This is a genomic window from Romboutsia sp. MSSM.1001216sp_RTP31141st1_G3_RTP31141_220114, from assembly GCF_039031195.1.
Classification (GTDB): Bacteria; Bacillota; Clostridia; order Peptostreptococcales; family Peptostreptococcaceae; genus Romboutsia_C; species Romboutsia_C hominis.
This window is the reverse complement of the sequence record NZ_JBCIUO010000034.1, coordinates 1-8,504: the sequence shown is the minus strand read 5'-3', so window position 1 is coordinate 8,504 and position 8,504 is coordinate 1. Positions and strand designations below refer to the sequence as shown.

8 protein-coding genes, 1 tRNA gene, 1 rRNA gene, 1 other RNA gene and 1 other annotated feature are annotated in these 8,504 nt (G+C 29.6%); of the genes, 10 read left to right on the top strand and 1 reads right to left on the bottom strand.

What is annotated here, in order from left to right:
• From rrf to ABCP60_RS15335, 9 genes are all read left to right on the top strand, one after another.
• Window positions 1–98 (top strand): 5S ribosomal RNA (gene rrf, locus ABCP60_RS15375); the annotation flags it as partial.
• A gap of 224 nt (window positions 99–322) precedes the next feature.
• Window positions 323–535: a binding site (T-box leader), on the top strand.
• Between the two features lie 193 nt (window positions 536–728).
• A complete protein-coding gene (serS, locus tag ABCP60_RS15370; RefSeq protein WP_092921354.1) occupies window positions 729–2,012 on the top strand; it encodes a serine--tRNA ligase in 1,284 nt (427 codons plus the stop codon).
• A 359-nt stretch (window positions 2,013–2,371) separates the two neighbouring features.
• On the top strand, window positions 2,372–2,824 hold the full coding sequence (locus tag ABCP60_RS15365) for a nucleoside deaminase (protein WP_092921356.1): 453 nt from the start codon (window positions 2,372–2,374) through the stop codon (window positions 2,822–2,824).
• Between the two features lie 3 nt (window positions 2,825–2,827).
• Window positions 2,828–2,919: transfer RNA gene (locus ABCP60_RS15360), tRNA-Ser, on the top strand.
• Between the two features lie 30 nt (window positions 2,920–2,949).
• Window positions 2,950–3,214, top strand: an RNA gene (gene ffs / locus ABCP60_RS15355) — signal recognition particle sRNA large type.
• Window positions 3,215–3,575: 361 nt separating this feature from the next.
• Window positions 3,576–5,222: a DNA polymerase III subunit gamma/tau gene (dnaX, locus tag ABCP60_RS15350; protein ID WP_195238869.1), complete on the top strand. Its 1,647-nt coding sequence runs from the start codon at window positions 3,576–3,578 to the stop codon at window positions 5,220–5,222.
• Window positions 5,223–5,277: 55 nt separating this feature from the next.
• Window positions 5,278–5,622 (top strand): YbaB/EbfC family nucleoid-associated protein, encoded by a 345-nt coding sequence (locus ABCP60_RS15345; RefSeq protein WP_092921359.1) that lies wholly within the window; start codon window positions 5,278–5,280, stop codon window positions 5,620–5,622.
• An 11-nt stretch (window positions 5,623–5,633) separates the two neighbouring features.
• The gene (gene recR, locus ABCP60_RS15340) at window positions 5,634–6,233 is read left to right on the top strand and encodes a recombination mediator RecR (RefSeq protein WP_343102113.1); all 600 of its coding nucleotides are present in this window, start codon (window positions 5,634–5,636) and stop codon (window positions 6,231–6,233) included.
• Window positions 6,234–6,375: 142 nt separating this feature from the next.
• Entirely contained in the window at window positions 6,376–6,600 is a 225-nt protein-coding gene (locus ABCP60_RS15335; RefSeq protein WP_092921363.1) for a hypothetical protein, read from the top strand.
• Between the two features lie 68 nt (window positions 6,601–6,668).
• Here ABCP60_RS15335 and ABCP60_RS15330 read toward each other — a convergent pair whose 3' ends face one another.
• Window positions 6,669–7,865 carry a glycosyltransferase gene (locus tag ABCP60_RS15330; protein WP_343102112.1) on the bottom strand — a complete coding sequence of 399 codons (1,197 nt, stop codon included), beginning with the start codon at window positions 7,863–7,865 and terminating at the stop codon, window positions 6,669–6,671.
• A 185-nt stretch (window positions 7,866–8,050) separates the two neighbouring features.
• On the opposite strand from ABCP60_RS15330, the gene ABCP60_RS15325 reads away from it, so the two are divergent.
• On the top strand, window positions 8,051–8,281 hold the full coding sequence (locus ABCP60_RS15325; RefSeq protein WP_092921367.1) for a glutaredoxin family protein: 231 nt from the start codon (window positions 8,051–8,053) through the stop codon (window positions 8,279–8,281).
• Window positions 8,282–8,504 lie beyond the last annotated feature (223 nt).

Sequence of the window (8,504 nt, the reverse complement as noted above, 5' to 3'; positions counted from 1 at the left end):
AGGATACACCTGTTCCCATACCGAACACAGAAGTTAAGCTCTTTAGCGCTGATGGTACTTGGGGGGCGACCCCCTGGAAGAGTAAGACGTAGCCACGTAGTCTTTTTTTATGCAAAAAAATAAATATAATTGTTTTTCATACCATATATTAAATCTAATAAATAAAATATATAATTATATAAAAAATATTAGAAGCATTGAAATAGCTAGAGTTAGAGATTGTAAAAATTAAAATTTTTTAAAACTGAAAAAACTTTTTTGAATAATACTATTGAAACTTGATAATATATATAATATAATGATTATCAAATAGAAGAATTAATAAAAAGCTTTGAAGGAAATTAGTAAAGAGCAAGTTTGTATTCAGAGAGTGAGTGGTAGGTGTGAACTCATTACAATGGTTTTTGAATCTATTCTGGAGCTTCTACCGAAACAATAAGGTAAGACGTATACCTACGTTACAGGTTTGAGAGGGTTATATTTTTATATAACCAATTAGGGTGGCAACGCGGATAACAAGACTTTCGTCCCTTTCATAGGGGAATGAAGGTCTTTTTTTAATGCAATAATTACCCTAAGATTAAGGTTTTAGATAAAAATACATGTATTAGAAAACGTTATTTATGACTAAAATTAATTTATTAGCGCTGGTAGATTAACAAAAGTTATAAGTTTTGAATAGGTTAATTAAAGTAAAATAAATTATAAAATATAAGGAGGAATTAGCAATGTTAGATGTCAGAAGAATAAGAGAAAATTTAGAAGATATAAAAAAAGCTATGGATAGAAGAGGCGAAAAAGAATTCGACTTAGATGCTGTAGTTAGATTAGATGACGAAAGAAGAGAATTACTTAAAGAAGTTGAAGTAATGAAGAATGAGTTAAATGTAGAATCTAAGAAAATACCTCAATTAATAAAAGAAGGTAAAGATGTAGAGGCAGCTAAAGCTCAACTTAAAGAATTATCAGATAAGATAAAAGGAATGGATGAAAAAGTTAGAGCTGTAGAAGCAGAGATGGAATACAACTTAATGAGAATACCAAATGTACCTCATCCTGATGTTCCACAAGGAACAACAGATGAAGATAATGTTCAAATAAGAACTTGGGGAGAACCTACAGAGTTTAACTTTGAACATAAGGCACACTGGGATATAGGAACAGGATTAGGAATATTAGATTTTGAAACTGGAAGTAAAATAACAGGTTCAAGATTCACTTTATACAAAGGATTAGGAGCTAGATTAGAGAGAGCGTTAATAAACTTCTTCTTAAATACTCATACAGCTGAGCATGGATATACAGAAGTTTTACCTCCTTTCATGGCTAATAGAGCTAGCTTTATAGGAACAGGTCAATTACCTAAGTTCGAAGAAGATATGTTCAAAGTTGAAGGTGTTGATTACTTCTTAATACCAACTGCTGAAGTTCCTGTAACTAATATACATAGAGATGAAATATTAACAGTTGACCAATTACCAATAAAATATTGTGCATATACTCCATGCTTTAGATCTGAAGCAGGTTCTGCTGGTAGAGATACTAGAGGATTAGTAAGACAACATCAATTTAACAAGGTAGAATTAGTTAAATTTGTTAAGCCAGAAGATTCTTACGATGAGTTAGAAAAATTAACTAACGATGCAGAAAAAATGTTACAATTATTAGGATTACCTTACAGAGTTGTTAAGATATGTACAGGAGACTTAGGATTCACTGCAGCATTTAAATATGACTTAGAAGTATGGATGCCAAGTTACAACAGATACGTTGAGATATCTTCTTGTTCAAACTTTGAAGATTTCCAAGCTAGAAGAGCTGGTATAAGATTCAAGAGAGACAAAAAATCTAAAGCAGAATACGTTCATACATTAAACGGATCTGGATTAGCAGTAGGAAGAAGTTTAGCTGCTATATTAGAAAACTATCAACAAGAAGATGGTTCAGTAGTAGTTCCAGAAGTATTAAGACCATACATGGGTGTAGATGTTATAAAGAAAGAAGAATTATAAGATCTAACGCAATTTAGACATATATTAAGAAGATCATTATCTATATATAAAGGCCAACAGATTTCTGTTGGTTTTTATATATAGTGATATAATATTTTTAATAAGAAATAGGATGCAACTGTATGTAGTTTAGAAAAATATAAGCTATAGATAGTCCTCACAAATTTAACCCTTGTAACCTAATGATATTATAGTCTATTTAAGTTACAAATATAGCCAATTTACATTGTTTAATATTACTTATAATTAAGAATTATGCAATAGTAACTAATTTTAACTTGTACAAATAAATTAAAATTCAGTTGAATTATAAATGTAACTATGATAATATAGAAGTGTTATAAGTTCTAGGAGGAAATATGAATAAAGAACTATATATGAAAGAAGCCTTGAAAGAAGCAGATAAAGCCTTTAAAAAAGGCGAAACTCCTATAGGAGCCATAGTAGTTAAAGATGGCAATATTATAGGCAGAGGACATAATTTAACTGAAACTTTAAATGATAGCACAGCTCATGCTGAGATTGTAGCAATAAGAGAAGCTGCTAGAAACTTAGGTGGATGGAGACTTATTGATTGTGAATTATATGTTACAATGGAACCTTGTATTATGTGCAGTGGGGCTATAGTTAATTCTAGAATAAAAAAACTTATAATAGGAACTAAACATATAAAAAACGAATATACAGAAAATCAGCATAAATTTAAGACTGATTACTATGAACGAAACAATATAAATGTCTTATTCGGTGTTTTAAAAGAAGAATGTTCTAATATATTACAGGAATTTTTTAGAGCTCTTAGGAAAAGATAATAAGGAGAGATGGTCGAGTCGGTCGAAGGCGCTCGCCTGGAAAGTGAGTATACGTCAAAAGCGTATCGTGGGTTCGAATCCCACTCTCTCCGCCAGAGGAAAATTTAAATATGGTTATAAGTTTGCTGTACTAGATGGGGAGGTAGCGGTGCCCTGTAACCTGCAATCCGCTATAGCAGGATTGAATTCCATCTAGAGGTTTACATCTTGTAGGGCTGCCCTGAATAAGTGGTGTTGACACTTAGGTCCTACGCAATGGAAGCTCATGAACCCCGTCAGATCCGGAAGGAAGCAGCGGTAAGTGATCACTTCCGTGTGCCGTAGGGGTGCCTAAGTTGAGCTAACTGTTTAGGTAACGCCTATGAGAGTAAATCAATAGATGGTGTACAGCTTTAATATATAAAAAACAAATCTCTTATTATAAGAGATTTTTTTTAATTATAAGAAAATCATGAGTTTTTTACTCTATGCATAATTTTAGAAATATATTAATGAGTATACAAAATATGATTAATAGATATGGTATAAAAAATATGTTTTTTTATACTTTTAATAAAATTAGTTAAGATAATTTATATTTTAAAATAAATTTAGTTTGATTAGTATATATTTACATTTAATAACGTTAATAATTAATGTAGGTTGTATTTTATATAAAAATAAATACTAGCATTTAAAATATAAGTAATGTGATGATATAATTAGATAAAAATAGATTAATTGTATGAAGTTTATTTAAGGAGAGATAAGAATGCATAAAGCATTATATAGAGCATATAGGCCACAAAATTTTGAAGATGTTGTGGGCCAGCAACATATAATAAGAACGTTAAAGAATCAGATAGAAAGTAATAATGTAGGACATGCATATTTATTTACAGGAACGAGAGGGACAGGTAAAACATCTACGGCTAAAATATTTGCTAGAGCAGTTAATTGTGTGCAAAGTAAAGACCAAGAGCCTTGTAATGAATGTGAAGTATGTAAGGATATAATAAATGATAATATAATGGATGTTGTAGAGATAGATGCGGCATCTAACAATAGTGTAGATGATATAAGAGAGCTTAGAGAAAGTGTTAAATATTCGCCTACAAAGGCTAAATATAAGGTATACATAATAGATGAGGTTCATATGTTATCGCAAGGGGCCTTTAATGCACTTTTAAAGACATTAGAAGAACCGCCATCATATATAATATTTATATTAGCTACAACTGAACCTCATAAGATACCGGCTACAATACTATCTAGATGTCAAAGATTTGACTTCAAAAGAGTTACGGTTAATGATATGTCTGAAAGAATGAAAAAGATATGCAATGAGGAAAATATAGAAGTTGAAGATAAAGCACTTAACCTAATAGCTAGAAATGCACAAGGTGCACTGAGAGATGCCTTAAGTATATTAGATCAATGTATATCTTTTGGTGGTAACAAAATAGAATACAAAGATGTAGTTGAATTATTAGGAACAGTAAATATAGAGCAATTATTTGAGATGTCTCAGTTCATAATAAATCAAGATACAAAAAACTCTCTTCAAGCACTAAATGAATTTGTAATTTGGGGTAAGGATATAAGAAATTTAATTAATGATTTAATAGACCATTTTAGAAATCTTATGGTTTGTAAGGTGTCAACTGAATTAGATGAGATAATTTCTTTACCAGAAGAGACTATAGATAAATTAAAGTCCCAAGCTGAAAGTGTAGATGTAAATGATATTATAAGAGTTTTAAATATATTATCTGTTACACAAGATAGCATGAAAAGCTCATCGAATCCAAGGGTTCTGGCTGAAGTTACTATGATGAAAATAGCCCAACCTATGTTTGATGAAAGTAAAGAAGCTTTAATAAAGAGAATAGAGAATTTAGAGAAGAAAATAGAGAGTGGAAATATAAAGGTTAATAGCAACAATATAGAGAATACTAATAATATAATAGAGGAAAAAGAAATAATAGAGACAGATGAAGTAGTATACGAATCTGTTAAAAGTGAAGATGTTAAGCTTATAGAGTCATCATGGCCTAAGATTAGAAAGAGTATAAAGGATGATAAGCAAAGTAAACAAATGCCAGTATACTTCTTATTAGGTGATGTAAGTAGTTTTAACGTATATGAAAATGTGTTATATCTAATATACGCAGATGGATTTGCGTTTGCTAAGAAAAGACTAAGCGAACCTGATACTATAGCATATATAGAAAAAGTAATAAGGGAAACTATAAGTAGAAGTTTTAATATAAAAATAATATTAGAATCTGAAGTTAAAAACATAGACTTAGAAATAAAGAGTGGAAAAGTTGACAAAGGTGAGGAGATTCTAAAAAGTATAGTAAATGAGGAGATACTAGAAATAAAAGATAGTGTCGAAGAAAATGAAAGTAAATAATAAACGCTAATATGATATAATATTAAAATAAAATAGTTTTAAGGAGGAATTTAAAATGGCTAAAAGAGGTTTTGGAGGCGGAATGATGCCTGGAAATATGAACAATTTATTAAAGCAGGCTCAAAAGATGCAAGAAAACATGCAAAAAATGCAAGAAGAATTAGAAGCTAAGGAAATAGAAGCTTCAGTTGGTGGAGGAGCTGTTACTGTAAAAGTTAACGGTAAGAAAGAAGTTTTAGATATAAATATAAAACCTGAAGTTGTTGATCCAGATGACATAGAGATGTTACAAGACTTAGTATTAAGTGCTATAAATGAAGCTTTAAGAAATGTTGATGAAATGCAATCATCTCAAATGGGTAAATTAACTGGAGGAATGAACATACCAGGGTTATTCTAGTAGGTGATAATATGCAATCTTATACAGGGCCTATAGCTAGGCTTATAGAAGAATTTTCAAAGCTTCCAGGAGTAGGTAGAAAAACGGCTCAAAGGTTGGCTTTCCATGTAATAAACATGAATGTTAATGATGTAGAGTCTTTATCTAAAGCTATTTTAGAAGCTAAGAGAGAAATAAAATATTGTTCAGTATGCTGTAATATAACAGACACAGACCCTTGTAGTATGTGTTCTAATAAAAACAGGGATGCTGGTGTAATATGTGTAGTAGAAGATCCTAGAGATGTTGCTGCTATGGAGAGAACAAGAGAATTTAAGGGGAAATATCATGTATTAAATGGAGTTATATCTCCTATGGATGGTATTGGACCTGATATGATAAAAATTAAAGAGTTAATCAAAAGATTAGGAAATCAGGATGTAAGAGAAGTAATAATGGCTACAAACCCAACGATTGAAGGGGAAGCTACGGCTATGTATATAGCTAGACTTTTAAAACCTATGGGGATAAAAGTTACTAGAATTGCTCATGGTCTACCAGTAGGTGGAGACTTAGAGTATGCTGATGAAGTAACTATATCAAAAGCTTTAGAAGGAAGAAGAGAAATATAAAAAATCGAGGTATTTACCTCGATTTTTTGTCGTTTATTGATATAAATTTACTCAAATAATATAAGGTACACTTGTTGAATTAAGCAATGAGTTAATGTATAATTTTAATAAATTCATTCAAAATTATTTATAGGAGAATAAAATGAAATCAACAATGAGCCTAGAAGAGAGAAAAGCTTTGAAAGAAAAAAGAGAAAAAAACTTAAAATCTAAAGGAAAAACAAAGTTTACAGAATCTGATGATATGAGCTTATTAATAAAGAAAAAAAACAGTAAAGCTCAGAAAAGCAAAAACTCGTGCTTTAGGAATAATTATAAGAAGTATCAATATGATTATGAAGAAGATTTTTATGAACCTACATACTAATATATATAATTGTAAAATGCCCAAAGGATATTATCCATTGGGCATTTATTATGTAAATTTAATTAAAATTAATTCATAGATAGTAATACATCCTCAACTAAATTAGCTATATTTTGAGAAGAATTAAATTTTCTTATAGATTTTATATTTTTCTTTAACATATCTAATCTAGATGGATCATCTATTAGTACTTTTAGTAAAACTGAAAGAGTATACTTTTTAGTTGTTCTAAGGGCTGCACCACAATTTGAAAGAAAATCTAAGTTTTCTTCTTCCTGTCCTGGAATATAATATGGAACAATCATAGGAACGTCTTTTAATAAAGCTTCTGTAGTAGTTAAACCACCAGGTTTTGTTATTAAAACGTCAATAGAAGCAAGTATATCGTTCATTTTATTAGTGTACCCAAGTACACATATATTTTTATTATGATTGTGAGTAGCCAGTTTCTTTTCAAGTTTCTCTTTTAAGGATTCATTTCTTCCTGTAATGACTAAAATTTGAAAATCTCTATCAATATCTAGTAATTCTTCTAAGGTTTCTTTTATATTACCAGCTCCAAAGCTTCCTCCCATAAGTAGAACTGTAAGTTTATCAGAAGATAAACCTAATTCATTTAAAACTTCTTCTTTTTCTCTATTACTTAAGAATGATTTTTCTACGGGGATACCAAAAGGTTTGATTTTTTCAGTATCAACTCCTTCATATGCTAGCAATTCTTTTACATACTCATGACCTACTATATAATAGTCTATTTCATTTTGTATCCATGTAGAGTGAGTAGTATAATCTGTAAGGACAGAGATCATTGGAGGCACATCTATAGTATCATGGTGATCACCTAGATGTAAACCGTGATCAGAACCTCCATCACTATGTTTTTTTAGTGTACTTAAAGCTATCATAGGGAAGGGATGTGTACCTATAATTAAATCGGGTTTAGAATCATTTAAAAGCTTTTTGAATTTTTTTGCCATTAAAGATGTAAGCAAATTACCCTTAAACTCATTTTTAGAAACAAGAGAGGTTTCAGAAAATCTGTATACACTACCATAAGCTTTTGGAGTATATATAGCAGATTTTTCATATCCCCTAGAAATTATTTTATCCATTGTATTATTAACTAATTTTAAACTATCCACTATTTCACATTGTATATTAAAACCATCTATCGTTTTTTGTTCTAACTCCTCTTTAATTGCTCGAGCAGCTCTATTATGACCTCCACCAGTTGAAGCAGACATAATCAATACTTTTTTGCTCATACTAAAATCCTCCTAAAATGTAGAGTTATATTGAATAATAATGCAATTTTTTGTATTATTAAATATATTAACTTAGAAAAAATAAATTATGTATTATATTATATACTAATAATGAGTTAATAATAATCTAATATAATATAAAAAAAAATACAAGCATAACAAAATAAATACTTAGGAGCAGATAGATGAAAGTAGTAGAGATATACACTAGCGATACATGTCCACAATGTATAAAAGCTAAAGAGTTTCTAAAAAATAAAAATATTGAATATAAAGAATATAATATATCGAAAGATTTAGATGCCAAGAAAAAGTTGATAGGTATGGGGTATATGTCTATTCCTCTAACTATTATAGATGGAGAACATGTCTTAGGCTTAGATATAAGTAGAATGACACAACTATTAGAGAAATAGTATTTATTGATATAAGGAAGCTTGTAAAAAGTTTTCTTATATCAATAAAAAGTATAAAAATTAGTATGAAATGTAGAAAAATACATAGACTAAATCACAGATAATAATAGATTAAGAAAAAAATTAAAAAAAGTTTAAAAAAAGTATTGACGATATAAATGTAAGGTGATATAGTATTACTTGTCCTTAAGAAAAGGGCAAAAACGAAAATGAACTTTGAAAA